A 25,288-nucleotide genomic window follows, 5' to 3' on the forward strand; every position below is an offset into this window, starting at 1 on the left:
CCGATCTGCAGGGCGTTAGATGAGTGAAGACGACATTTCGCCGAAAACTTGCGCTTGAGTTCGCAAGATTTTACCTTGACGACACTAACTGCCAGTGAAAACAGTTAATGCAGTCTACTTCTATCACTTTCCCAATTTTTTAAAGAACAGTTCTGATCAAAGACCAGACATCAGAGTTTGGGCTACACCGGATGGTGCATCAAACGCTCATGTCTGAGCTTTTCAAGCAATTGCGTTAGCGGTTAGGTGGAGATGGTGGAGCCAAGGAGGATCGAACTCCTGACCTCCTGCGTGCAAGGCAGGCGCTCTCCCAGCTGAGCTATGGCCCCATCGATTGGTGGGTCTGGGCAGATTCGAACTGCCGACCTCACCCTTATCAGGGGTGCGCTCTAACCAACTGAGCTACAGACCCAATCGTCTTACCTTGAGTCTAACTAACTCAATTGCTCTTCTATCAGTGAATCAAGCAATTCGTGTGGGTGCTTGCCAGCAAGCTGACATCTTTCGATTAAGGAGGTGATCCAGCCGCAGGTTCCCCTACGGCTACCTTGTTACGACTTCACCCCAGTCATGAATCACTCCGTGGTAACCGTCCTCCCGAAGGTTAGACTAGCTACTTCTGGAGCAACCCACTCCCATGGTGTGACGGGCGGTGTGTACAAGGCCCGGGAACGTATTCACCGTGACGTTCTGATTCACGATTACTAGCGATTCCGACTTCACGCAGTCGAGTTGCAGACTGCGATCCGGACTACGATCGGTTTTATGGGATTAGCTCCACCTCGCGGCTTGGCAACCCTTTGTACCGACCATTGTAGCACGTGTGTAGCCCTGGCCGTAAGGGCCATGATGACTTGACGTCATCCCCACCTTCCTCCGGTTTGTCACCGGCAGTCTCCTTAGAGTGCCCACCATAACGTGCTGGTAACTAAGGACAAGGGTTGCGCTCGTTACGGGACTTAACCCAACATCTCACGACACGAGCTGACGACAGCCATGCAGCACCTGTGTCTGAGTTCCCGAAGGCACCAATCCATCTCTGGAAAGTTCTCAGCATGTCAAGGCCAGGTAAGGTTCTTCGCGTTGCTTCGAATTAAACCACATGCTCCACCGCTTGTGCGGGCCCCCGTCAATTCATTTGAGTTTTAACCTTGCGGCCGTACTCCCCAGGCGGTCAACTTAATGCGTTAGCTGCGCCACTAAGATCTCAAGGATCCCAACGGCTAGTTGACATCGTTTACGGCGTGGACTACCAGGGTATCTAATCCTGTTTGCTCCCCACGCTTTCGCACCTCAGTGTCAGTGTTAGTCCAGGTAGTCGCCTTCGCCACTGGTGTTCCTTCCAATATCTACGCATTTCACCGCTACACTGGAAATTCCACTACCCTCTACCACACTCTAGCCAGACAGTTTTGGATGCAGTTCCCAGGTTGAGCCCGGGGATTTCACATCCAACTTATCAAGCCACCTACGCGCGCTTTACGCCCAGTAATTCCGATTAACGCTTGCACCCTTCGTATTACCGCGGCTGCTGGCACGAAGTTAGCCGGTGCTTATTCTGTTGGTAACGTCAAAACTCACAGGTATTCGCTATGAGCCCTTCCTCCCAACTTAAAGTGCTTTACGACCCGAGGGCCTTCTTCACACACGCGGCATGGCTGGATCAGGCTTTCGCCCATTGTCCAATATTCCCCACTGCTGCCTCCCGTAGGAGTCTGGACCGTGTCTCAGTTCCAGTGTGACTGATCATCCTCTCAGACCAGTTACGGATCGTCGCCTTGGTAGGCCGTTACCCTACCAACTAGCTAATCCGACCTAGGCTCATCTAATAGCGTGAGGTCCGAAGATCCCCCACTTTCTCCCGTAGGACGTATGCGGTATTAGCGTTCCTTTCGAAACGTTGTCCCCCACTACTAGGCAGATTCCTAGGCATTACTCACCCGTCCGCCGCTGAATCAGAGAGCAAGCTCTCTTCATCCGCTCGACTTGCATGTGTTAGGCCTGCCGCCAGCGTTCAATCTGAGCCATGATCAAACTCTTCAGTTAAGTAGACTGATCGGGTTTTGAGAAAACCCTAAACTTGGCTCAGCAATCGCAAAAAACTCATGAATTCACGAGTTACTTGTGTTGCTGATAATCTTGCGACATCAGACTTATCTCACAAGCACCCACACGAATTGCTTGATTCAACTTGTTAAAGAGCAGTGGCTGCGACCGTGTCGCTAACCGAGGCGCGCATTCTACGCTGTCCTCACATCCTGTCAAGCGTTGATTTGAACTTTTTCGTTTCAACTCAACCACTTGCGCTTGCCTGACCGGTCTAACCAATCTCGGCAGCGGGAGGCGAATCCTACAGCATCCTGAGACGCTGTCAACCCCTCCGCTTCATTTCGTCATCACCCGAAGGCAAGAACCAAATGGCGAAGAATCCGTGGACCCCTCGCCCGACTCAGACCTAAGTGCTTGATCTTCAAGCCGCTTCAGCATCTGCGCCGGAAGTGGGGCGCATTATAGGAGAGTTTCAAAGGGCGTCAACAGCTAATTTCAAACTATTTCAATACAGGGGCATGGGTGCCAGGTAATAACCACCCTCGGTGGCCACGATGCGGTACTGCTTGATCTCACCAGGCGCCAACAGGATGGACTGGGAAGGCGTGGTCGCCATGGGCGCAGCGCAGTAGCCCTGCCCTGCCGACGTCAGGCTGACGACGACCTCCCCCGGTGGCAGATTGTAGGAGGCACTTTGCCCGGGCATCAGCGTTCCCATGAGTCGACCCTGCACTCTCACCCCAACATCACATCCAGAGGCGGAATAGGTATCGCCGCGCGTGATCATGAGGATACCGGGCGCGGCACCACTGGTGGCGGGTGGCACCTGCGCCTGCACCTCAGCCATGCCGAAGAGAAAACCGAGCAGACAACCTGCAACTCGCTTCATATCGTATTCCTGCTGATGAAGCCCAACCTTAGCACTCCTGCAGCGCCCTGTTAGCCAGGCGCACCTGGGCAATCCTCTGTCCTTATCGATAAGGGGTCTAGCCAGGACAGGGAAAACTCCTAGAATGCGCGCCCCTGTACGAATCGGTAGCGGATATCGGGATTCGTGCGTGCGCTTTCAGGAGAACGAATGAACAAGAGCTTCACGGCTGCAGCCCTGGCAGGCAGCGTCATCATGAGCAGTCAGGCGATTGCGGCGGATAGTCCATTGCTGTGGCACGGCGAAAGCCTCACCTATCTATATGGCAAGAACTTCAAGGTCGATCCGCGCATCCAGCAGACGGTGACCTTCGAACATGCCAGCGCCTGGACCTGGGGGGACCTTTTCCTGTTCGTCGACAGCATCTGGTTCAACGGGGCCACCAATGCCAATGATGGCCACCACGGCTTCTATGGCGAACTCAGTCCGCGCCTGTCCTTTGGCAAGCTATCGGGCCGGGACCTGTCGCTGGGGCCGATCAGCGATGTGCTGCTGGCTACCACCCTGGAATACGACCAGAACGACGGCCCAGGCGCTGGACGGGATCAGCGCAACTATCTCGTGGGCCCGGGCTTCGACCTGAAGGTACCCGGCTTTGACTACTTTCAGCTGAATTTCTACTACCGCAAGCCCGATGGCGGCAGCGCGCCTTCCGGTGCCTGGCAGGTGACGCCGGTGTGGGCCTATACCCTTCCCGTTGGCAACTCGGACGTGCTCATCGACGGCTATGCGGACTGGGTGATCAACAACAAAGGCAGCTATCACGCCAACCTGCACGTCAATCCGCAGATCAAGTATGACCTGGGCAAGGCGCTGGGCTATGACGCCAAGCACCTCTATGTGGGTACCGAATACGATTACTGGTCGGACAAGTACGGCATCAAGGACAGCCAGGCCTTCCATACCGACCAGAGCGTCTTCAGTTTTCTGGTCAAATACCAGTTCTGATCCAGGCGGGATGGCGGATCCGCCCAGGACGCCCCGCACGCTCTGACCCGGGACGACTTGTGTCGCGGGTCGGGGGTGCGCTATTGATGCCCGTCCGTGCCTTCAGACCTTGCAGTGGCCAATGACCCTACTCGTACCCGCGCACCATGCTGGCCAGGACAAGCCGGCCGGACGCATCCGGCAGAAGAATGAGGAGGCGATCCTGAGCGCGGCGGAGGAGGAATTCGCCCGCCATGGCTTCAGGGGCACCAGCATGAACACCATCGCGCAACGTGTCGGGCTGCCCAAGGCCAATCTCCATTACTACTTCACCAACAAGCTCGGCCTCTATATGGCGGTGCTGGGCAATATCCTCGAGCTCTGGGACAGCACCTTCAACCACCTGACCGTCGATGACGATCCGGCCGAGGCCCTGAGCCGTTATATTCGCGCCAAGCTGGAGTTCTCGCGACGCCAACCGCTGGCCTCGCGGATCTTCGCCATGGAGATCATCGGCGGTGGCCACTGCCTGTACGAGTATTTCGATCAGGACTACCAGACCTGGTTTCGCAGCCGAGCGGCAGTGTTCGAGGCCTGGATCGCCGCCGGCAAGCTGGATCCGGTGGATCCGGTCCATCTGATCTTTATGCTGTGGAGCAGCACCCAGCACTATGCCGACTTCGCCAGTCAGATCTGTCAGGTGACGGGGCGTGCGCGCCTGACCCGACAGGATTTCGACGAGGCGGCCCAGACCCTCACCCATATCATCCTCAAGGGACTGGGTCTCAAGGCATCATGACTTTTACCCTGACTCAGGACGCCTCTTTCGAAGAAGAGGTACGCAAGAGCCGTTTCCTCGCCCTCGCCGCCCCAGTCGCGACTGCGGAAGCGGCCATGGCCTTCATCGAGCGCGTGAACGTGCCGACCGCGACCCACAACTGCTGGGCCTGGAAGCTCGGCAATCAATACCGTTTCAATGACGATGGCGAACCCGGAGGTACGGCTGGCCGGCCCATTCTGGCGGCCATCGAAGGGCAGGATTGCGACCAGGTGGTAGTGGTGGTCATCCGCTGGTACGGCGGCATCAAGCTGGGTACCGGCGGCCTGGTACGGGCCTATGGCGGTTGCGCCGCCCGCTGTCTGCAGCAGGCGGACAAACAGCCGCTAGTGGTGCGGCAGGACTATGGCTTTGCCTGCACCTATGCGGAATGGCCGCTGATCAAGGCGCGCCTGGCGGGCCTGGCGGTGCTGGTGCTCGAAGAGGATTACCAGGCGCTGGAGATCGCCCTGCGGATTGCGGTGGAGCCACAGCGTCGGGATGAAGTGGCGACGCTGCTGAGCAATCTGAGCAGCGGTCGTATCGTCCTGCGCTCGCTCTAGCGGCACGACCTTTGCTGTCTGGTGGTGCACGCCCTTCCGTTTCGCACTGCCCTGGCGCATCCCTGCGTCAAATCCACGTTGCGTTTCGCCTGGCGGCAAGACTGAACCTGCCGAGAGCTGTTGCGCGCCCCAAAAGCGCGCACCAAGCAGCCGCCAGGCATGTTTTTGGTGCAACCCTTTCAGACGACTGCCCTGATGAACGAATTGCCTTCTGCCGTGGCGACCCTGGTCCACAGTGCCAATACCCTCTTCCTCCTGCTCGGCGCCGTGATGGTGCTGGCCATGCACGCCGGCTTCGCCTTTCTCGAAGCCGGTACCGTGCGGCACAAGAACCAGGTGAATGCCCTGTCCAAGATCCTCGCCGACTTCGCCATTTCCACCCTGGTGTACTTCTTCGTCGGCTACTGGATCGCCTATGGCGTGACCTTCTTCGCTCCGGCCCAGGTGCTGACCGCCGACAGTGGCTATGGACTGGTGAAGTTCTTTTTCCTGGCGACCTTCGCCGCGGCCATTCCGGCGATCATTTCCGGCGGCATCGCCGAGCGGGCGCGCTTCGTACCACAGCTGTGCGCCACCGCGCTGATCGTGGCCTTCGTCTATCCCTGCTTCGAGGGCCTGATGTGGAACAACAACCTGGGGCTGCAAGACCACTTCGAGAGCCTGTTCGGCGCACGTTTCCATGACTTCGCCGGCTCCGTGGTGGTGCATGCGGTGGGTGGCTGGCTGGCGCTGGCCGCGGTGATGTTGCTGGGCCCGCGCCAGGGCCGCTATCGCGAAGGCCGACTGGTGGCCTTTCCGCCCTCGAACATTCCCTTCCTGGCGCTGGGTTCCTGGATCCTGATCGTCGGCTGGTTCGGCTTCAACGTGATGAGCGCCCAGAGCCTGGCGGGCGTCAGCGGTCTGGTGGCGCTGAACTCGCTGATGGCCATGGTCGGCGGGACGGCTGCCGCCCTGCTGCTGGGACGCAATGACCCTGGCTTCCTGCACAACGGCCCTCTGGCCGGGCTGGTCGCCATCTGTGCCGGTTCCGATCTGATGCACCCCATCGCCGCGCTGGGGACCGGCTTGGTCGCGGGAGCCCTGTTCGTCTGGGCCTTTACCGCAGTGCAGACACGCTGGAAGCTGGACGACGTCCTGGGGGTCTGGCCGCTCCACGGCCTCTGCGGTGCCTGGGGCGGCATCGCCTGCGGCCTGTTCGGCCAGACCGCGCTTGGAGGTCTGGGCGGTGTGAGCCTGCTGGCGCAGCTGGCCGGCACCGCACTGGGTATCGCCGTTGCCCTGCTCGGTGGCCTGGCGGTGTACGGGCTGCTCAAGGCCGTGCTGGGGCTGCGCCTGAGTCAGGAAGAGGAATACCAGGGCGCCGACCTGTCGATCCATCGGATCGCCGCCAACAGCCACGACGGCTAGTCGCTCAGGTTACCCACAGGGACCGTGTACAGTGATGTGGATAACCCGTGCATGAAGTCACGAGAACGCCACAGAGACCGGGCTGGCGGCGACTGGTGAAGAAATGAACACGCTACCGATGTCGTGGGGGCAACCAGAGACGGCGGGACTCAGGTAGCCCACTGGCAACCGGAATCGGTAGAGTGGGCGACCCTTCTCCCAGGAGCGTTCCATGCCCGCCCTTTCGACCCTGCTGCCCTGGCTCCGTGAGGTGGACCGCACCACCCTGAAGGCGGATCTGGGTGCGGGTCTGCTGGGGGCGGTCCTGGCACTGCCCCAGGGCGTCGCCTTTGCCACCCTGGCCGGACTGCCACCGCAATATGGCGTCTATGGCGCTGTGGTGCCCTGCATCGTCGCTGCCCTGGCGGGCTCCAGTCGCCATGTGGTGACCGGGCCAACCAATGCCAACTCCCTGGCCCTGCTGGCGGCGCTGTCGCCACTGGCGCTAGCCGGCTCTGGCCCCTATATCGATCTTGCCCTCGCGGTGACCCTGCTGGTCGGTCTGCTGCAATTGACCGTGGGCGCCCTGCGGCTCGGCGCGGTGGCCAACTTCATCTCACCCTCGGTGCTGCTCGGTTTCATGAGTGGTGCCGCCGTGCTCATCGGGCTCTATTCGCTCAAGGACCTGTTCGGGCTGTCGCCGCCGCTGGGCACCTCGGCTTTCGGCGTGCTCGGTTACGTACTCGCTCATCCCCTGGCGATCCATTGGCCCTCACTGGTGATCGGTGTGGTGACCCTGGTCGCCACCCTGCTGCTGCGCCGGCTGCGCCCGCGCTGGCCGACCATGCTGCTGGGCCTGCTGGCCGGCTGCCTGAGCGCCTGGGTGCTGGAGCGCAGCGTGCCGGGTGCGGCCCAGGAGATCGCCACGGTCGGCCGCATTCCTTCGGCGCTGCCGCCCTTCCATCTGCCCAACGTCACCCTGCAGGACCTGGGCAATCTTTCCGGGATCGCCGTGGCCCTGACGCTGGTGGCACTGGGGCAGTCGCTGTCGATCGCCAAAGCGGTGGCCCAGCGCTCCGGGCAGCGGCTGGACGTCAATCGCGAATTCCGTGGCCAGGGGTTGGCCAACCTGGTGGGCGGCTGCTTTTCGGCCTATGTCTCCTGCGGCTCGCTGAACCGCTCCATGCCCAATTTCGAAGCCGGCGCCCGCACCCCACTGGCGGCGGTGTTCGCTGCCCTGCTGGTGGTGGCGCTGGTGGCGTTCGGGGGTGCCTTGATCGCCGCCATTCCCCTGGCAGCCATCGCCGCTACCCTGCTACTGGTGGCGCGCGGCCTGCTGGATCTGGGGCGCTGGCGCGAGGTTCTGAGGGTCAGCCGCACCGAGGCCTTGGTCGCGGGAGTGACCTTTCTGGCGACCCTGACCATTGCCCTGGACCGGGCCGTGCTGCTGGGCACCCTGGTATCCCTGGTGGCCTATCTCTATCGCACTTCGCATCCGGCCATTCGTCCTCTGGTACCGGATCCACGCACGCCCGAGCGCCGTTTCACCCCGCTGGACGAACTGGGCCAGCCGGCGCAGGAGTGTCCGCAACTCAAGCTGGTGCGGGTGGAGGGCTCGGTGTTCTTTGGCGCCGTGCCCCATGTCGGGGATCAGCTGGACGGCTTTCGCAGCGCCCAACCCGGGCAGAAACATGCCCTGTTCATGACCAAGAGCATGAACTTCATCGACCTGGCCGGTAACGACCTGTGGCGCCGCGAGTGGCGGGAGCGCCGGGCCCTGGGCGGCGATCTCTATTTCCACCGCCCTCGTACCCCAGTGCTGCAGCTGTTCGCCAAGACCGGCTTTCTCAAGGAGCTGGGCGAAGGCCATGTCTTCTCGTCCAAGGATCAGGCCTTGCGCAGCATCTATCCACGCCTGGATCCGGAGGTCTGCCGGACCTGCACCGCACGGACCTTCGTCGAGTGCGCGGCGCGTGCCGCGGAACAGGCTCCAGGCGCGGACGCCGCCCGGACGGACTGCTAAGCTGGCGGTTTCCTTCTGCCGCTGGAGATCTCCATGACCGCTGTCATGCGTCACGCTCGTCGCCTCGCTCTGACCTGCCTGCTGCTGCCGGGGCTGACCCTGGCCCATGGTCACCTCAAGACCGCCGAGCCTGCACCCGACAGCACCAGCCAGGCGCCGAAACAGTTGAGCCTGAGCTTTTCCGAAGGCATCGAGGCGTCCCTGAGCCAGGTGCAGCTGCAACGTCTGGATGGTCAGGCCAGCACGGCCATCACCACGGGCAAGGTCATTTCCGGCCGCGACGAACGCACCCTGGACGTTCCGCTGGAGGCGCCGCTGGCGCCGGGCCGCTATCAGGTGAAATGGCGCGTACTGGCCAAGGATGGGCACAAGACCCAGGGCGACTACCGCTTCACCGTCCAGTAACGATGGATGGCGGACTGGCAACGCCCGACGCCTGGCGTCCGCTCGCCCGTGCCATCTTCCTGTTGCCGCTGCTGCTGGCCTGGGGCTATTTGGCGCTGGCGCTCTGGCTCGGTCGCCCTGGACTGCGCACCTGGCTGTTGGAACGCGCGCGAGCCAGCGCCCGTCTGCTGGGGGCGCTGTTGCTCCTCGGGGTACTGAGTCAGCTGCCCTTGCAGGCGGCGCTGGTGGGTGATGGCTGGGGAGATGCCTTCAACCTGCCCTTGTGGCAACTCTACCTGGGCACGGCGGCCGGCCACGGCTGGCGCTGGCAACTGCCTCTGGGCTTGTTGCTGTCTCTGTGGCTGCTAGTGGGGCCATGGGTCCGCGGCAGCCGCTGGCTGTGGGGATTCAGTGGCCTGCTGCTGGCTAGTCTGGCCCTGGGTGGCCATGCCGCCGCGACGGCCGGCTGGCTTGGCGGAGTGCATCAGCTGAATCAGGCGCTGCATCTGCTGACCACGGGTCTCTGGTTAGGCAGTCTGCCCGGGGTGCTGCTGTGTCTGCAGCAACCGCCGAGCGCCCTGCGCGATGACGTTCAGCAGCTGCTGCGCAGCTACTCCCTGCCCGGTCAGATCAGCGTGGCGCTGGCGCTGCTCAGCGGTGTCTTCAACAGCCTGTTGATCCTGGGCCCGGATGGGCTGCTGCAGCTGACGCCCTACTCCGGCCTGCTGCTTGGCAAGGTGCTGGTGGTTGCGGCGATGGTTGCCCTGGCCCTGGCCAATCGTTATCTGCTGGTACCCCGCCTGAGGCGGCAGGCGCCTGCCTTGACGCTGTTGCGCCGGGCCACCGCCGCGGAGATCATTCTGGGCGTGGTCGCCGTGGCGCTGGTGGCGACCTTCTCGGGCCTGGACCCCTACGGCTGAAGAAGACCGGGACGACCGCTGTCGCCCCGGCGGCGCTTTAGAAATAGACGTTCATACCCACATAGATTTCCTTGCTGCTGTCGAGCCGGCTGGAACCGAGCTTCGCGCCATCCTGGTCGATGTCCGGCTTGGCGTTGCTGCGCAGATAGCGGTAGCCGGCTTCCAGGGAGGTGCGCTCATTGACCTGCTGCAGAATGCCCGCCTGGACGCCGGCCACATAGCCGGTGTCGCTCTCGTGTCCAAAACTGGAACCGTCCTGGGTGACCCGGGCGACGCCCAGGGTGCCACCGCCGAACAGCTTGGTACTGCTGCCCAGGGGGCAGAAGGCATCGTAGCTCCCCGTGAGATCCTGCTGCTTCAGCCCCAGGCCATCGCTGCTGCCGCTCGCCTGGTCGAGGGTGGCGTAGTAGCGACCGGCAGCGTTCTGCTGACCGACGCGCAGCCCCCAGGTGTTGCTGCCATCGATGGCGCCATCGGTGTCAGGGCTGTTCAGGTTGCCATCGAGGGCGTGGCTGTTGCTGAAGTTGTCGTAGCTCTTGCCATAGGTGAGGCCGGCGAAATTCTGGGTATCGGCGGCAAAAACCTGGTGGCTGGCCAGGGCCAGCAGGCCGAAGAGGACGACACGGGATTTCAAGGCGTTCATGGTGAAAAGATCCTCACACGATTCGAATACAGCCCGACCGGCTGTGCGGCCATCTTTGGCGGACGCGGATTAGCAGCGGATTAAGGGGACTGAATCGGAGCTGAACGGGTGAGGCGACAAGCGAACCGGACCGCCCGTTGCAGGCGGCCCGGCAGGAGGGATCAACGCTGACGGTGGTACTCGGTCACGCGCTGGACTTCTTCCTTGGAGCCCATGAACACGGCCACGCGCTGGTGCAGGCCGTCGGGCTGGACGTCGAGGATGCGCTGGTGACCGTTGGTGGCGGCACCACCGGCCTGCTCGACCAGCATGGACATGGGGTTGGCCTCGTACATCAGGCGCAGCTTGCCGGGCTTCTCCGGCTCACGGGCATCGCGGGGGTACATGAAGATGCCGCCGCGGGTAAGGATGCGATGGACGTCGGCCACCATGGAGGCGATCCAGCGCATGTTGTAGTTCTTGCCCAGGGGGCCTTCCTTGCCAGCCAGCAGCTCGTCCACGTAGCGCTTGACCGGGGCTTCCCAGTGACGCTGGTTGGACATGTTGATGGCGAATTCGGCGGTGGACTCGGGAATGGTGATGTCTTCGTGGGTCAGGACGAAGCTGCCCAGCTCGCGATCCAGGGTGAAGCCCTTGACGCCGTCGCCTAGGGTCAGCACCAGCATGGTCTGGGGACCGTAGATGGCGTAGCCGGCAGCGACCTGCTCGGTACCCTTCTGCATGAAGGCTTCTTCGGTCACATCACCGGTGGTGCTGCTGACGAAGTCCTTGCGCAGGATGGAGAAGATGGTGCCGACGGAGACGTTGACGTCGATGTTGGACGAGCCGTCCAGCGGGTCGAACATCAGCAGGTAGGCGCCCTTGGGGTAGTGACCGGGGATCTGGTGAACCTGGTCCATTTCCTCGGAGGCCATGCCGGCCAAGGTGCCACCCCACTCGTTGGCTTCCAGCAGAATCTCGTTGGACAGCACGTCCAGCTTCTTCTGCACCTCGCCCTGGACGTTCTCGGTGCCCATGCTGCCGAGCACGCCACCCAGCGCCCCCTTGGACACCTCGTAGCTGATGCGCTTGCACGCCCGTGCCACGACTTCGATGAGGAAGCGCAGGTCGGCCGGGGTCTTGTGGCTGCGGGTCTGCTCGATGAGGTAACGACTGAGGGATATCCGGGACATCGCGGTGCTCCTTGTAATGATGGGCGCGAGTGTAGCGCCAAAGCTCAAGCTCCGTCTCAAGCAGAGCGGACCGACAGGCCGGGTCTGCCAGCCAGTGCCGATTTGCCGCTTCCTCGACCAGGTGAGAAAGCGATCAGCGCTGACGGCCGACCGGGAACGGGCGCCTAGGGCGCGTCCGGGGTCTCCACGGCCAGCAGTACGCCTCGGCCAACACGGAGGTTTTCGGCGCTGGGATAGACTGCCGAGTCCGGTTCCAGTTCAGGCCGACGGCTGTCCAGCTGTATCACCCAGTGATGTCCGTCACGTGACTGGGGCAGACGCAGCTCGATCTCCTCCCGACGTGGCTGGAAGGCCAGCCAGATTCGCGCCGCCTCGGGCTGATCCTCGCCATCGAGGGATTCCAGGGTGAGCGCAAGCGGCAAGCGGCCCCCGGCTTGCCAGCGACCGTCATCCATCGACACGCCATCGGCATCGAGCCATTCGATCCTCACCCAACCACGGGAATCGGGGCGGCCCAGCAGCCGCTGTGCCTGCAAGGCCGGCAATTCCTGGCGTAGCGCCATGAGGCGGCCGACGAAGGCGCTCTGCCGTTGCCCGGCGGGGCTGGCGGCCTGCCGCCAATCCAGCCAGGACAGTTCGTTGTCCTGCACGTAGGCGTTGTTGTTGCCCTGCTGGGTACGACCGAATTCGTCGCCAGCGGTGAGCATGGGTTCACCCCCGGCGAGGATCAGGGTCGCCAGCAGGGCGCGCTGATCGGCGGCACGGGCCTCTTGGATGGCGGGATCGTCGCTCGAGCCCTCCGCGCCGTTGTTCCAGCTCTTGTTGTCGGTGGTGCCGTCGCGATTGTCTTCGCCGTTGGCGTCGTTGTGCTTTTCGGCGTAGCTGACCAGGTCGGCGAGCGTGAAACCGTCGTGGGCGGTGATGAAGCTGACGCTGGTGCGCAGCGGGCGATCGCCCGTGCCGAACAGATCGGCACTGCCAGCCAGGCGGGTCGCCAGGGCACCACGCAGGCCTTCGTCGCCGCGCCAGAAGCGGCGGACGTCATCACGAAAGGCGTCGTTCCACTCCTGCCAGGGCGCGCGGAAAGCACCGACCTGATGACCACCGGGGCCGATGTCCCAGGGCTCGGCCACCAACCGCACCTGGCGCAGGACCGGATCCTGGGCCAGCGCCTGGAGCAGTGGTGCGTCACGATCGAAACCGCTTTCCAGGCGACCCAGCGCCGGCGCCAAGTCGAAGCGGAAGCCGTCGACGCCGGCGGCGGTGACCCAGTGGCGCAGGCTGTCCAGGGTCAGGCGCAGCGCTGGCGGGCTGTAGAGTGCCAGGCAGTTGCCGCAACCCATGTCGTTGATGTAGCGCGCCGGATCGTCTGGCTGCAGGCGGTAGTAGCCGGCGTTGTCCAGGCCACGGAGGTTGAAGGTCGGGCCCAGTTCGTCGCCTTCGCCGGTGTGGTTGAAGACCACGTCGAGCAGCACCTCGAAGCCGGCCGCCTGCAGGGTGGCCACGGTCTCGCGCAATTCGCCCAGGGCATCGCGCCCGGCCAGGCGAGGATCGACGGCGGCCATGACCACCGGGTTGTAGCCCCAGTAGTTGGCCAGCCCTAGGGCCGGCAGATGGCGGTCGTCGGCCCAGGCGGCGATGGGCAGCAGTTCCAGGGTGGTGACGCCGAGACGCTGCCAATGCTCGATCAGCGCAGGATGCCGCAACGCCGCCAGGGTGCCGCGCTGGCGGGCTGGGACCTTTGGATGCAATTTGGTCTGGCCGCGGACGTGCAGCTCGTAGATCAGTCCGGCGTCGCGACGCTTGGGTGCGGGCGTCAGGGCGTCGAGCGAAGGCAGGACGATGGCCTTGGGGACATGGGCGCCGCTGTCGCGCTCGTCCGGGCGGTTGGGGTCTTCGGGGTGGAAGCCATAGGTACTGGGGTGCAGCTGGAACGGCCGGTCCACCGCCAGGGCCCAGGGATCCACCAGCAATTTTTGGGCATTGAATCTGAGCCCATCCTGGGGCCGATAGGCGCCCTGGGCGCGCAAGCCGTACCTCAGGCCTGGCTTGGCGCCAGGTAGAAAACCATGCCAGACGCCGCCCTCATGTTCGCGAAAGGCCAGGCGCTGGGTCTCGGCCTCACCCTTGGCATCGTAGAGGCAGAGTTCGACGGCTTCGGCGGCAGGGGACCAGACGGCGAAGTTGATCCCGCCGTCGACGACGGTGGCACCGTAATGGGCTGGATTGCCCGCTTCGAGGCGGGTGAAGGTACGGGGCATGGGGGCTCCAGATGAACGCTTGCGAGGCGGAGGCTGCAAGGATGTAGACGTCGTGGAAGGCGGGGGTTCTCAACTGGGGGTAGTTGATCGCGGCCATGGCCGGCCCCCGTAGGTTGGGTTGAGCGTAGCGAAGCCCAACATCACCTCGGAGCTGGCAATGTTGGGCTTCGACGATAGAGTCGTCTCAACCCAACCTACAGCCAACGTAGGTTGGGTTGAGCACAGCGAAGCCCAACGTGGCCTCGGGGACCGGCAATGTTGGGCTTCGACGATAGAGTCGTCTCAACCCAACCTACAGCCAACGTAGGTTGGGTTGAGCACAGCGAAGCCCAACGTGGCCTCGGGGACCGGCAATGTTGGGCTTCGACGATGGAGCCGTCTCAACCCAACCTACGGTCTATCGCCGCCATGGCCGCGAAACGTACTCGGCTACAACGCCCTCCAGATCTCCGTGGCGTATTCGCGGATGGTACGGTCCGACGAGAACCAGCCCATGCTGGCGGTGTTGATCACCGCCGATTGCCACCACTTGTCCGGCTGCTGCCAGCGGGTTTCGACCTGGCGTTGGGCATCCCAGTAGGCGTCGAAGTCGGCGCAGACCAAGAAGCGATCGTGCCAGGTCAGGACGTCCAGCAGGCTGTTGTAGCGCGCCGGCTCCTCGGGCGAGAACTGCCCGGCGCGCAGCCCGGCCAGTACCTGGGCAAGCCGGGGCGAATTCTCGATGATGTCCGAGGAGATGCCACCACTGCGCTGGCGCTCTTCCACCTCGGCCGCCTTGAGGCCGAAGATGAACATGTGCTCCTCACCGATTAGCTCGCACATCTCCACGTTGGCGCCGTCCAGGGTGCCGATGGTGAGGGCGCCATTGAGGCCGAACTTCATGTTGCTGGTGCCCGAGGCCTCCATGCCGGCAGTGGAAATCTGCTCGGACAGATCCGCCGCCGGGATGATGACCTCGGCGAGGCTGACGTTGTAGTTGGGCAGGAAGACCACCTTGAGCAAGTCGCGGGTCAGGGGATCGTTGTTGACCACCTTGGCCACGTCGTTGGCCAGCTTGATGATCAGCTTGGCCTGGTGATAGCTGGCCGCAGCCTTGCCGGCGAAGATCTTCACCCGCGGCGTCCAGTCGCCATTGGGGTTGTCGCGGATGGCCTGGTAGAGGGCAATGGTCTGCAGCAGATTCATCAGCTGCCGCTTGTACTCGTGGATACGCTTGATCTGGACGTCGAACAGCGCGCCGGGATCGAGATCGATTTCCATCCGCTGCTTCACCAGACCGACGAAGGTGTCCTTGTTGCGCTGGCGCTGCAGGGCGAAACGCTCGCGGAAGTTGCTGTCGTTGGCATAGGGCTTGAGGTGCGGCAGGGTCTTTTCGGGATCGTGCAGCACGCCCTGACCGAGGGTATCCACCAGGAGGTCGGTGAGCGCCGGATTGGCCTGGTGCAGCCAGCGGCGGAAGGTGATGCCGTTGGTCTTGTTGTTGATGCGATCTGGATAGAGCCGGTGCAAGGAGCGGAAAACCGTCTTGCGCATCAGATCGGTATGCAGCCCGGACACGCCGTTGATGCTGTGGGAGCCGAGGAAGGCCAGATTGCCCATGCGTATCCGGCGGCCCTGGCTTTCGTCGATCAGGGAGACATAGGAGATCATGGCGCCATCGGTCTCGCCGCGGGCGCGCAGGGAGTCAAGGAACTGGGCGTTGATCAGGTAGATGATCTGCATGTGCCGCGGCAGCAGACGCTCCATCAGCTGCACCGGCCAGGTCTCCAACGCCTCGGGCAGCAGGGTGTGGTTGGTGTAGCTGAGGGTGCCGACGGTGGTGCTCCAGGCGGCGTCCCAGGGAATGCCGTGGACGTCCACCAGCAGCCGCATCAGCTCGGCCACGGCAATAGCCGGGTGGGTGTCGTTGAGCTGGATGGACACGTGCTCGGGCAGGCTGAGCAGGTCGTTGTGCTGCTTGAGATGACGGCGGGTCAGGTCGGCGAGGGAGGCGGCGACGAAGAAGTACTCCTGGCGCAGGCGCAGCTCCTGGCCGGCTTCGCTGCTGTCGGCGGGATAGAGCACCCGCGAGATGCTCTCGGCGCGGGCCTCGTTGGCCACGGCGCCGACGTGGTCGCCGGCGTTGAAGGTTTCCAGGTGGAGGATCTCCAGCGGCCGCGCACGCCACAGGCGCAGGGTATTGGCGCCCTCCCCGCCCCAGCCGATCACCGGGGTGTCATAGGCCACCGCACGGATGCGCTCGCCGGGCGTCCACACCTGGCGCCGCGGATCGCCTTCGCCATAGGGGGCGACATGGCCGCCAAAGCCGATCTCGTACACCACCTCGGCGCGTTCGAATTCCCAGGGGTTGCCGAAATCCAGCCAGTTTTCCGGTTGCTCCAGCTGGAAGCCATCGGCGATCACCTGGCGGAACAGGCCGTGCTCGTAGCGAATGCCGTAGCCATGGCTGGCGATGCCCAGGGTGGCCATGCTCTCCATGAAACAGGCGGCCAGGCGACCGAGGCCACCGTTGCCCAGGGCGGCGTCCGGCTCCAGCCCGCGGATACGCTCCAGGTCGACACCCAGGTCGGCCAGGGCGCGGCGGGTCTCTTCGAGGATGCCGAGGTTAGACAGGCTGTCGATCAGCAACCGACCGATGAGGAATTCCAGGGAGAGGTAGTAGACCCGTTTCTGACCGGTGCGATAGGCGTCGCGGGTTCGACTCATCCAGCGATCGACGATGTAGTCGCGGGCCGCCAGGGCGGTGGCCTGGAACCAGTCGTGGTCGAGGGCGTTGTCGGGGTCCTTGCCGACGGCGTAGGTAAGCTTGGAGAGGATGTTGGTACGGAGCGCGGAAACTTCGTTGGGCGAGATGAAGCGGGGTCTTGTCATCAGGATTGACCTCTGCAAGCGCTTGAGCTTTGTCTGAAAAGTACCTGCGCATCGGTGATGCTGCGTTAAAAATCAACTCAGAATGCTCATTTACCGCTCGTAAACTGCGCTTCTTCGCTGATTTTTGTTTTGCCTCACCTTCACTCGGTGACTTTTCAGACAAGCCTGGGAATCAGATCGCGAAGTGGCCGCGGATAATGCGGCGCGTGCCGTTCGCCTTACTTTTAGGCGAAACGAAGGGGACGTCCAAGCTTTTTTCGACCCATCAGACGGTTAGACGTTACCCCTCTTCTCTCTCTAGACCGAGGTTTCCATCATGCGCAAGACCCTGCTCATCACCGGTGCGAGTCGCGGTATCGGCCGTGCCACGGCCATTGGCGCCGCCGCCCGCGGCTGGAATGTCGCCTTCAACTATCGTCAGGATGAGGCCGCGGCCCAGGCCACCCTGGCCGAGATCGAAGCCCAGGGTGCGGAAGGGTTGGCCTTGCGTGCAGACGTCGCCGATGAAGCCGAGGTGGTGGCGCTTTTCGAGCGCACAGTGGCGCGCTTCGGCGGGCTGGACGGCTTCGTCAACAACGCCGGCATCGTCGACCGCTCGCAGCCGCTGGTGGAGATGAGCGCCGAGCGCTTGCGACGGATGTTCGAGGTCAACGTCTACGGCGCCTTTCTCTGCGCCCGCGAGGCGGCCCGCCACCTGTCCCGCGAACGGGGCGGCCGCGGCGGCGCCATCGTCAACGTGTCGTCCATCGCCGCGCGCCTGGGCTCGCCCAACGAATATGTCGACTACGCCGCCAGCAAGGCGGCGCTGGATACCCTGACCCTCGGCCTGGCCAAGGAACTCGGGCCCCACGGGGTGCGCGTCAATGCCGTACGACCGGGCGTCACCCTCACCGACATCCACGCCAGTGGCGGCCAGCCGGGACGCGCCGAGCGCCTGGGCGTGACTACTCCGCTGGGCCGCGCGGGTGAGGCCGAAGAGATCGCGGCCGGCATCCTCTGGATGCTGTCGGACGAGGCCTCCTACACCACCGGCGCGCTGCTGGACATCGGTGGCGGGCGCTAGGGCCTAGTTCCGCCGGGGCGTGAGGGCATTGAGCACCTGCTGCGACAGCGCATGGTAGAGCGGCACCGGCATCAGCCAGCCGGAAACGGCAGCGGCCAGCAGGCAAGCCGCCAGCACCGGCAACGCCATGTCCGGGCTATGGGCCAGCTCCAGGGTGATGACGGTGGCGGTCAGCGGCGTGCGGGTGACGCCGGCGAGATAGGCGGCCACCCCCAGCAGGGCGCATTGCGCCAGGCTGATACCGGGCAGCCAGTCGACCAGCCAGGGCCCCAGGGCCGCACCGACCGCTAGCGAGGGCGAGAACAGGCCACCCGGCACCCCGGCCAGATAGGAAACGACGTTGGCGAGGAATTTCCACAGCAGGAAGTCGCCCCCGGTCACCGGCTCGCCGGCCAGGATGGCATGGGTCTCGGCATAGCCGGTACCGAACACATGCTGACCGGAGATCAGCCCCAGGGCCGCCAACACCAGCCCGCAGCCTGCGGCGAAGGCGACCGGGCGTCGACCACGCAGGGCGTTGAGGCGACCGAGCCAGCCCTGGTCGGTGGGCAGCACCAGGCGACCGTAGCAGCCACCCAGCAGTCCACCGACGACCCCGATGACGGCTACCCCGATCCAGCCCAGGCCCCAGGTCAGGCGCAGATCCAGGGCGCCGAGGTAGCTGTAGGGGCCGACGATACCCAGGGTGACGATGCCGCCGAGCAGTACGGCGGTGAGCACCAGGCCGCTGAAACGCTGCTCGAAGGTGTGAGTCAGCTCCTCGATGGCGAAGACCACCCCGCCCAGGGGCGTGTTGAAGGCCGCGGCGATTCCGGCGGCGCCGCCGGCGAGGATCAGTCCGGACAGGGTTCTGCGCCCATGCAACCCGAGACGCTTGCCGAAGCCATAGAGCAGGGCCGCGCCGACATGCACGGTGGGCCCTTCACGCCCCACCGAGCCGCCCACCAGCAGGGCACCGGCGGTAAGCAGCAGCTTGGCGAGGGCGATGGGCGGCGCCAGCAGGCGCGCACGCAGGTCCGCTTCGGGTCGTTCGAGGGTGGCGATGACCTGAGGAATGCCGCTGCCGCGGGCATCGCGCAGCGCGCCTTGCGTCAGCCAGACTAGCAGCGCAAAACCCAGGGGTGTCACCAACCAGGGCCAGATCGCACTGTGCTGCAGCATCTTTTGAAAGAGGCCGAAGGAGGCATCGGCCAACCAGGCGAAGGCCAGACCGGCCAGACCCACCAGCACCGCGCCGACCCAGAAGGCGATGCGCTGGCGCCACTGGCGCAGCCGACGCCGTCGGCGATGGCGCAGCAGATGCAACCGACGCCGGGCGGCGACTTCGGGATCGGTATCGGGAAAGACGGGATCGGACATGGAGACGAGGACACCAGGAGGCGGAAGCCTCCCAGTGTAACCTCTTGTTACCGCGGTATTGCCAGCGCCTGGATCAGGCGGCGGGCACCAGCTCCGTTGCCGCTTCGTGACGCTTGAGCACCGCGTAGATGACGCCGGTAACCAGACTGCCGGCGGCGATGGCGCCCAGGTACAGCCAGGCATGGCTGATGGCATTGGGGATCAGCAGCACGAAGAGGCCGCCGTGCGGCGCCATCAGCTTGCAGTTGAACAGCATCACCAGGGCACCGGTAAGGGCCCCGCCGATCACGCTGGCCGGGATCACCCGCAGTGGGTCCTTGGCGGCGAAAGGAATCGCACCTTCGGAGATGAAGCACAGGCCCAGCACCGAGGCCGCCTTGCCCGCCTCGCGCTCGCTCTGGGCGAACTTGTGCCGCGCCAGCAGGGTGGCGATGCCCATGCCGATGGGCGGCACCATGCCGGCAGCCATGGTGGCGGCCATCGGCCCGTAGGTCTTGGACGCCAGCAGGCCGACGGTGAAGGCATAGGCCGCCTTGTTGATCGGGCCACCGAAGTCGATGCACATCATGGCGCCGAGGATTAGGCCGAGCAGCACGGCGTTGCTGGTGCCCAGGTTGTTGAGGAAGTCGGTGAGACGACTCAGGGCGCCGGCCACCGGGGTGCCGACCAGATAGATCATCACCAGGCCGACGATGAGGCTGGCGAAAAGCGGGATGATCAGGATCGGCTTGAGCGCCTCGACGCTGGCGGGCAGGCGAACGTGCTGGGCGATGGCCTTGGCCACGTAGCCGGCCAGGAAGCCGGCGATGATGCCGCCAATGAAGCCGCTGCCCAGACTGGCCGCCAACCAGCCGCCGATCATGCCGGGTGCAAGTCCCGGGCGGTCGGCGATGGAATAGGCGATGTAACCGGCCAGTACCGGTACCATCAGCTTGAAGGCCGAGTCGCCACCGATCTGCATCAGGGCCGCCGCCAGGGTGCCCTGCTCCTTGAAGGCCTCGATGCCGAAGACGAAGGACAGCGCGATCAGCAGACCGCCCGCCACCACCATCGGTAACATGTAGGACACCCCGGTGAGCAGGTGCTTGTAGACACCCGCACTCTCTTTCTTCGCGGGCTTGGCGCCCTCGCCCGCTGCCGGCGCGGCGCTGCCGGCCAGGGTCTCGCCTTCGGCCAGGGCCTTCTTGATGGTCGCCTCGGGTTGCTTGAGCGCCACACCAGTCCCACAGCGATAGACGCGCTTGCCGGCGAAGCGCTCGACGTTGACCTCGATGTCGGTGGCCAGCAGCACCACGTCGGCCTCGCGGATGGCCTCGGCCGGCAGCGGATTGCGCGCCCCCACCGAGCCCTGGGTTTCCAGATGCAGGCGATAACCAAGCTTCTTCGCCGCGTTCTGCAGCGCCTCGGCGGCCATGAAGGTATGGGCGACCCCGGTCGGGCAGGCGGTGATGGCCACCAGCCGTGGCGTCTCGCTGGCAGTGGCCGACGCGCTAGGCGCAGCGCCAGTGGCGGTCGGTGCCTGCTCCAGCACCTTGGCTTCGCTGGTGGCACGTTGCAAGAAGGCATCGACGTCGCGCAGGGCCTCTGCCGGGGCGGCGCGGTAGACGCGCTTGCCGACGAAGCGCGACAGATCGACTGCGCCGGTGTGGACCACCACCACCAGTTCGGCGCGGGCCACCTGGTCGTCGGTCAGCAGGGTGGCCTCGGGGCCGTCATGGATCTCGACACTGGTGGTCCAGCCGCGGCGCTGGGCGGCGGCGTCCAGCAGACGTGCGCTGAGCACGCTGGTGACCATGCCGGTCGGGCAGGTCGTGACGATAGCGATGTTCATGGGGTTACCCCTGATTCTTGTTCTAACGGAAAGTCGGGAAGGACACGCACCTGCACCTGCTCTTCAAAGATGGCGAGTTGCGCGGGATCGTTAATGCCGAAGCCGATCTGGGTGACCGCCAGGGCCGCGATGGCGGTGGCCGTGGTCAGGGTGCGTTCGGGCGACTGGCCGGTGAGCAGGCCGTGCAGCATGCCGGCCAGCAGGGAATCCCCTGCGCCAACGGTGCTGGCCACGGTGACGGTTGGCGGCTGCGCCTCCAGGGTCTGGGCGCCATACCAGCGCACGCCGTCGGCGCCCTGGGAGATCACCAGGTGCTCGATGCCCAGGGCGCGCAGCTGTTCGACCAGCAGCGCCTGCTCGGTAGCGGTCTCGGCCGGGGCACCACAGGCTTCGGCCAGCTCTTCGGTATTGGGCTTGATCAGCCAGGGGCCGGCGGCCAGGGCGGCACGCAAGGCGGCGCCACTGGTATCCAGCGCCACCGGCAGGCCCAGCGACTTGAGGCGCCCGACCAGGGCGGCCAGCCACTCGGGGGTCACCCCGCGCGGCAGGCTGCCCGCCACCACCACGGCGTCATGGCCGGGGGCCAGGCGATCCAGGGTTTCCAGCAATTCCTGCTGGGCGGCGGCGGACACCTCAGGGCCAGGCCCGTTGATGTCGGTGATGCGGCCAGCGGCCTCGGCCAGCTTGAGGTTGCTGCGGGTCTCGCCGGGCACCCGGACAAAGGCGTCGGTGAAACCGCGACGGGCGAACAGGGCCTCGAAGGCGCCGGCGTTGTCGGCACCGAGAAAGCCGCTCACCGTCAGTTCGTGGCCGAGATCGGCCAGCACCTGGGCGACGTTGATGCCCTTGCCGGCGGCATGGACGATCACCGCCTCGCTGCGATTCACCGCGCCAGGCTTGAGCGCCGGCAACTGCACGGTGAGGTCCAGCGCCGGGTTGAGGGTCAGGGTGAGGATGCGGCTCATCGCAGGGCCTCCACGCTTTGCCGGACTTCGTCGGCGGTGGCCAGCTCCAGGGCTCGCGCAGCGCAGGACTGCACCAGGCGCAGTTCCAGTTCGCGCACCCGGGCCTTGACCAGCGGCACACTACGCGCCGAGACCGACAGCTCGTCCACGCCCAGGCCGACCAGGACCGGCACCGCCAGGGGATCAGCCGCCAGCTCGCCGCAGACGCCCACCCACTTGCCGTGGGCATGGGCGGCGCGCACCGTCATGTCGATCAGGCGCAGCACGCTGGGGTGCAGGCCATCGGCCTCGCCGGACAGCAGCGGGTGGCCGCGATCGATGGCCAGGGTGTATTGCGTCAGGTCATTGGTACCGACGCTGAAGAAGTCCACTTCCGGAGCCAGCACCGGCGCCAGCAGCGCGGCCGAGGGCACCTCGATCATGATGCCGACCTGCAGATCGGTGGTAGGGATCTCCTGGCGCAGGCGGTCGAGCACGTCGCGCGCCTGGCGCCACTCCTCCACCCGCCCGATCATGGGGAACATGATCCGCAGCGGCCGGCCATCGGCGGCCTTGAGCAGGGCGCGCAGCTGGGTTTCCAGCAGTTCCGGGCGGCGCAAGGTCAGGCGGATGCCGCGGATGCCGAGGAAGGGATTCTCTTCCGGCGGCAACGGCAGATAGGGCAGCGGCTTGTCGCCGCCGACGTCCAGGGTACGCACCACCAGCGGCTTGCCGGCGAGACCATCCAGCGCGCGGCGGTATTCCTGCTCCTGGGTCGCCTCATCGGGCGCAGCGTCATGGCTCATGAACACCAGCTCGGTGCGCAGCAGGCCGACGGCTTCGGCGCCCTGCTCCACCGCGGCGGCGGCCTGGGCGGTATCGCCCAGGTTCACGGCGATCTCGACCTGATGGCCGTCGCGGGTGGTGGCGCTTTCGAAACGGCGGGCCTCGGCGGCGCGACGGCGCTCGGCCTGGACCTCGCGCTCACGCTGCACGGCTTCGATACGACTGGCATCCGGGGCGATTTCCAGGGTGCCCTTGTCGCCATCCAGCAGCAGCACGCTGCGTGGCGCCAGATCCAGCACGCGGCGACCGGCACCGACGATGGCCGGAATGCCCAGGGCGCGGGCGACGATGGCGCTGTGGGAGCTGGCGCCGCCGCGGGCGGTGAGGATGCCGCAGACGCGCTCGCGATCCAGTCGGGCGACATCGCCCGGGCCAACCTCGTCCATCACCAGCACATAGGGTTCTTCGGGTTCGCGGGCGGATTCGACGCCACACAGCTGGGCCAGCACCCGGCGACCAACGTCGCGCAGATCGGCGGCGCGTTCGGCGAGCAGCCGATCGTGCAAGGCCTCCTGCTGGCTGGCCGCCGCTTCGATCTGGGCATCCCAGGCAGCCGCGGCGCTGGCGTTAGCCTTGAGCCGGGCCGTGATGCCCTGCTGCAGGTCCGGGTCTTCCAGCATCTCCAGGTGGGTCAGGAAGATCTCGCGCAGGGCACTGGCCTCGCTGCGCGCGATAAGCGCTTCAATATCGGTGCGCACCACGGCCAGGGCGGTATCCAGCCGCTGCCGTTCGGCGGCGGCGCCTTCCCCGGTGGCGGGATAGTCGAATTGCTGGGGCGCCACCACATGGGCTGGCCCCACGGCCAGACCCGGTGCGGCGGCCACCGCCTGGGCGTGATCGCCCGGGGCCAGCGGCAGTTGTTCGGAGGGGTCCACCAGGCTGATGGCGGTGACCCGGGCGGCAGCGGCCGTTGCCGGGGCGCTGGCGGTGACCGGCTCGACCTCTTCGCCAAGACCAGCCTGCACCGCGCCGATCAGATCGTTGAGCGCGGCTTCGGCTGGGGTACCGGGTTCGACCAGGAATTCCAGGGTCTGGCCGCGCCGAGCACCCAGGGCCAGCAGGCGCGACAGGCTCTTGGCCGAAACCGGGGCGCCCGCGTCGACGCGCACGCGGATCTCGCCGTCATAGGCCTTGGCCAGACGCGCCAGCTCCTTGGCCGGACGGGCATGCAGGCCATGGGCGTTGGCCAGCACCACCTGGGCGCTGGGCCAGTCGGGGGCCACTTCGCCCCCCAGGGCCTGGAGCACGGCACGACGCGAGGTGGCCTGGGCCAGTTCCTGACCACGGCCGGCGACGAGCAGATCGCAGAGACGTTCGAGCAGCGCGCGATGGCCCTCGCCGAGGCTGGCCAGGCAGAACAGGCCACGCACCGGCTGGTCTTCGAGCTGCAGGGTCTGGAGCGGGGTGACGAACGCCAGGCCGGGACGCTTCACGGCGGTTTCGCTGTTCAGCCACCAGAGGCCATCGCCCAGGGGCAGCGGCTGGCTGGCCTGCAACGCACCGGCGAAACCGGCGCCTACGCATTCCATGTGCTTGAGCATGCGCGCGCCCTGCCAGGCCAGGTCTTCCAGGTCCTCGGCGTCGATGGCCAGCTGCACCAGTTCTTCGTCCAGCGCCAGCGCCTGGGGCGCGCCCTGCAACAGATCGAGGATCTGCTGGGGCTCGCGGGCATCGCGCAAGGCCTGCTGCAGCTCGCTTTCGCCCAGGGCGCGGGTCAGCAGCTGCAGGATGCGCAGGTGCTCGTCCGACTTGGCGGCGATGGCGATGGCGAGGTAGGTCAATTGACCGTCGCCCCAGTCCACCCCGTGCGGAAACTGCATCATCCGTACGCCGGTGACATGCACCTGGTCGCGGGTCTGAGGCGTACCGTGGGGAATGGCGATACCCTGGCCGAGGTAGGTGGAGCCCTGGGCCTCGCGGGCCTTGAGCCCCTCGAGATAACCCGGGGCGACCAGGCCATCGGTCACCAGGGACTCGGCGAGCATGGCCAGGGCGGTCGCCTTGTCCGGCGCCTGCTGGGCCATGCGGATATGCTGGGCATTGAGTTCGAACATGGAAGGATACCTCCGGCGCCGCGCGCCCGATCCTGGCGCCGTGCCTTTCTTGTAATAGATGCTTGCCGGCTCGCTCAGCCCTGCAATCGCGTCGGGAGAGGCGTGGCAGGGCCCTTGGCAGATTCGTGCCAGCCCTCGGACAACAGAAAGCTGAAACGTTTCACCCAATGGGACTGGAACGTTACTCGATAATCGCCGATCCTTGAAGCACAACACACAATAAAGACCGTCTCGTTCATGGCGTACA

General features: G+C 65.0%; 17 protein-coding genes, 2 tRNA genes and 1 rRNA gene. 8 read left to right on the forward strand and 12 right to left on the reverse strand.

Annotated elements, in window-relative coordinates:
• Positions 1-253: 253 nt before the first annotated feature.
• From APT59_RS16950 to APT59_RS16965, 4 genes are all read right to left on the reverse strand, one after another.
• Positions 254-329: transfer RNA gene (locus APT59_RS16950), tRNA-Ala, on the reverse strand.
• Positions 330-335: 6 nt separating this feature from the next.
• Positions 336-412, reverse strand: a tRNA-Ile gene (locus APT59_RS16955).
• A 97-nt stretch (positions 413-509) separates the two neighbouring features.
• Positions 510-2,046: ribosomal RNA gene (locus tag APT59_RS16960) — 16S ribosomal RNA — on the reverse strand.
• Between the two features lie 508 nt (positions 2,047-2,554).
• Positions 2,555-2,938 (reverse strand): hypothetical protein, encoded by a 384-nt coding sequence (locus APT59_RS16965; RefSeq protein WP_059315924.1) that lies wholly within the window; start codon positions 2,936-2,938, stop codon positions 2,555-2,557.
• Between the two features lie 189 nt (positions 2,939-3,127).
• Here APT59_RS16965 and APT59_RS16970 point away from each other — a divergent pair, with 189 nt between their 5' ends.
• The 7 genes from APT59_RS16970 (at position 3,128) to copD (ending at position 9,997) form a co-directional block, all read left to right on the forward strand.
• Complete coding sequence (locus APT59_RS16970; RefSeq protein WP_059315925.1) at positions 3,128-3,925, forward strand: outer membrane protein OmpK; 798 nt, start codon at positions 3,128-3,130, stop codon at positions 3,923-3,925.
• Positions 3,926-4,046: 121 nt separating this feature from the next.
• Positions 4,047-4,703 carry a TetR/AcrR family transcriptional regulator gene (locus APT59_RS16975; RefSeq protein ID WP_059315926.1) on the forward strand — a complete coding sequence of 219 codons (657 nt, stop codon included), beginning with the start codon at positions 4,047-4,049 and terminating at the stop codon, positions 4,701-4,703.
• Positions 4,700-5,284, forward strand: a complete 585-nt coding sequence (locus APT59_RS16980) for an IMPACT family protein (RefSeq protein ID WP_059315927.1) — start codon at positions 4,700-4,702, stop codon at positions 5,282-5,284. The genes APT59_RS16975 and APT59_RS16980 overlap by 4 nt, the downstream gene beginning before the upstream one ends.
• Positions 5,285-5,479: 195 nt before the next feature.
• Entirely contained in the window at positions 5,480-6,691 is a 1,212-nt protein-coding gene (locus APT59_RS16985) for an ammonium transporter (RefSeq protein ID WP_059316934.1), read from the forward strand.
• A gap of 211 nt (positions 6,692-6,902) precedes the next feature.
• Positions 6,903-8,693: a SulP family inorganic anion transporter gene (locus tag APT59_RS16990; protein ID WP_059315928.1), complete on the forward strand. Its 1,791-nt coding sequence runs from the start codon at positions 6,903-6,905 to the stop codon at positions 8,691-8,693.
• Between the two features lie 33 nt (positions 8,694-8,726).
• On the forward strand, positions 8,727-9,098 hold the full coding sequence (copC, locus tag APT59_RS16995; protein WP_059315929.1) for a copper homeostasis periplasmic binding protein CopC: 372 nt from the start codon (positions 8,727-8,729) through the stop codon (positions 9,096-9,098).
• A gap of 2 nt (positions 9,099-9,100) precedes the next feature.
• Entirely contained in the window at positions 9,101-9,997 is an 897-nt protein-coding gene (copD, locus tag APT59_RS17000) for a copper homeostasis membrane protein CopD (RefSeq protein ID WP_059315930.1), read from the forward strand.
• Between the two features lie 37 nt (positions 9,998-10,034).
• On the opposite strand, the gene APT59_RS17005 is transcribed toward copD, so the two are convergent.
• The 4 genes from APT59_RS17005 to APT59_RS17020 form a co-directional block, all read right to left on the reverse strand.
• Entirely contained in the window at positions 10,035-10,640 is a 606-nt protein-coding gene (locus tag APT59_RS17005; RefSeq protein WP_059315931.1) for a hypothetical protein, read from the reverse strand.
• A 161-nt stretch (positions 10,641-10,801) separates the two neighbouring features.
• Positions 10,802-11,812 (reverse strand): class 1 fructose-bisphosphatase, encoded by a 1,011-nt coding sequence (locus tag APT59_RS17010; protein WP_059315932.1) that lies wholly within the window; start codon positions 11,810-11,812, stop codon positions 10,802-10,804.
• A gap of 164 nt (positions 11,813-11,976) precedes the next feature.
• A complete protein-coding gene (gene glgX / locus APT59_RS17015) occupies positions 11,977-14,073 on the reverse strand; it encodes a glycogen debranching protein GlgX (RefSeq protein ID WP_059315933.1) in 2,097 nt (698 codons plus the stop codon).
• 429 nt (positions 14,074-14,502) lie between these two features.
• A complete protein-coding gene (locus tag APT59_RS17020) occupies positions 14,503-16,944 on the reverse strand; it encodes a glycogen/starch/alpha-glucan phosphorylase (RefSeq protein WP_059315934.1) in 2,442 nt (813 codons plus the stop codon).
• Between the two features lie 316 nt (positions 16,945-17,260).
• Here APT59_RS17020 and APT59_RS17025 point away from each other — a divergent pair, with 316 nt between their 5' ends.
• A complete protein-coding gene (locus APT59_RS17025; protein ID WP_059315935.1) occupies positions 17,261-18,007 on the forward strand; it encodes an SDR family oxidoreductase in 747 nt (248 codons plus the stop codon).
• A 3-nt stretch (positions 18,008-18,010) separates the two neighbouring features.
• Here APT59_RS17025 and APT59_RS17030 read toward each other — a convergent pair whose 3' ends face one another.
• From APT59_RS17030 to ptsP, 4 genes are all read right to left on the reverse strand, one after another.
• Positions 18,011-19,366 carry a chloride channel protein gene (locus APT59_RS17030; protein ID WP_059315936.1) on the reverse strand — a complete coding sequence of 452 codons (1,356 nt, stop codon included), beginning with the start codon at positions 19,364-19,366 and terminating at the stop codon, positions 18,011-18,013.
• 73 nt (positions 19,367-19,439) lie between these two features.
• A complete protein-coding gene (locus tag APT59_RS17035) occupies positions 19,440-21,197 on the reverse strand; it encodes a PTS fructose-like transporter subunit IIB (RefSeq protein ID WP_059315937.1) in 1,758 nt (585 codons plus the stop codon).
• Positions 21,194-22,162: a 1-phosphofructokinase gene (gene pfkB / locus APT59_RS17040; RefSeq protein ID WP_059315938.1), complete on the reverse strand. Its 969-nt coding sequence runs from the start codon at positions 22,160-22,162 to the stop codon at positions 21,194-21,196. Before pfkB ends, APT59_RS17035 begins: the two co-directional genes overlap by 4 nt.
• A complete protein-coding gene (gene ptsP, locus APT59_RS17045; protein ID WP_059315939.1) occupies positions 22,159-25,041 on the reverse strand; it encodes a phosphoenolpyruvate--protein phosphotransferase in 2,883 nt (960 codons plus the stop codon). The genes pfkB and ptsP overlap by 4 nt, the downstream gene beginning before the upstream one ends.
• Positions 25,042-25,288 lie beyond the last annotated feature (247 nt).

This window comes from Pseudomonas oryzihabitans (genome assembly GCF_001518815.1).
In the GTDB taxonomy this organism is placed as follows: Bacteria; Pseudomonadota; Gammaproteobacteria; order Pseudomonadales; family Pseudomonadaceae; genus Chryseomonas; species Chryseomonas oryzihabitans_E.